Annotated in this window: 2 protein-coding genes; both read left to right on the plus strand. The window is 68.8% G+C overall.

The genetic code is table 11. The features are described 5' to 3' along the window. Nucleotides 1–901: cytochrome c (locus HUK84_RS19010; protein WP_176641615.1), on the plus strand; the 901-nt coding region annotated here is incomplete at its 5' end. An 86-nt stretch (nt 902–987) separates the two neighbouring features. Continuing rightward, nucleotides 988–1,233 (plus strand): SIR2 family NAD-dependent protein deacylase (locus HUK84_RS19015; protein WP_281362866.1); only part of this gene is annotated, 246 nt, incomplete at its 3' end.

Raw genomic sequence — 1,233 nt, forward strand, 5'->3', positions numbered from 1 at the left:
CGCCTTCGTGCCGGCCCCCGGCGAGGACCCGGTGGTGGCGCGGGGGGAATATCTGGTGACCGGTCCGGGTCATTGCGGCGCCTGCCATACGCCGCGCGGCTTCGCGATGGAGGAGGTGGCGCTGGATGCGCGCGACGGCGCGGCCTATCTGTCGGGCGGCGCGCCGATCGACAACTGGGTGGCGCCCAGCCTGCGCAGCGATCCGGTCCTTGGGTTGGGACGCTGGTCCGAGGAAGATCTGTATTATTTCCTGAAATCGGGGCGGACCGATCATGCCGCGGTCTTCGGCGGCATGGCCGATGTGCTGGCCTGGAGCACGCGATATTTCACCGACGGCGATCTGCGGGCGATCGCCAGATACCTGAAGAGCCTGCCGGCAGTCCCCCCGGCGCGGGGCGATTACGTCTATGACCCCTCGACCGCCGAGATGCTGGACGAAGGCAAGATCGCGGGCGTGGCGGGGGCGGAAATCTATCTGCGCGAATGCGCCGTCTGCCACAGCGTCGACGGCGCCGGCATTCCGCGGCTGTTCCCGCCGCTGGCCGGCAACCCGGTGGTGGTGACCGACGATCCGACATCGGTGGTCAATGTCGTGACCAATGGCGGGGTGCTGCCGCCGACCGACCGGGCGCCGTCGGCGGTGGCCATGCCCGCCTATGGCGCGACTCTGTCGCCGCAGCAGATCGCCGACGTGGTGAACTTCATCCGTACCGGCTGGGGCAACGATGCGCCGGCCAATGTCTCGCCCGCGGAGGTGGCGAGGCTGCGCGACGGAGGGAAGCCGATATCGCCCGGCTGGAATGAATCGGGCGGCGGATGGCTGATCCTGCTGCCGCAGCGTTATGGCGCCGGCTGGACCTTCGCCCCGCGGACCCATGCGGGAATCGATGAAGCGCAATAGGCGACGCGCAATAAGAGTGGCATTCGGGCATGATCGCGCCCATCTCTGTCCTTTCCATCATTCGATGCGTGACGCGAGGCGGGAGCATGCGCAACATCGTCGTCCTGACGGGCGCCGGGATCAGCCAAGAGTCCGGCCTGCACACATTTCGCGACGGCGACGGGGTCTGGAGCCGTTACGACATCGCGGAGGTCTGCACGCCGGCGGCCTTTCGCCGCGACCCGCTGCTGGTGAACGGTTTCTATAACGACCGCAGGGCGGAGGTGATGCGGGCGGCGCCCAATGCGGCGCATCACGCGCTGGCGCGGCTGGAGCGGGCCGCGCGCGACGGG

It is taken from the genome of Nguyenibacter vanlangensis, from assembly GCF_013376155.1.
Classification (GTDB): domain Bacteria; phylum Pseudomonadota; class Alphaproteobacteria; order Acetobacterales; family Acetobacteraceae; genus Gluconacetobacter; species Gluconacetobacter vanlangensis.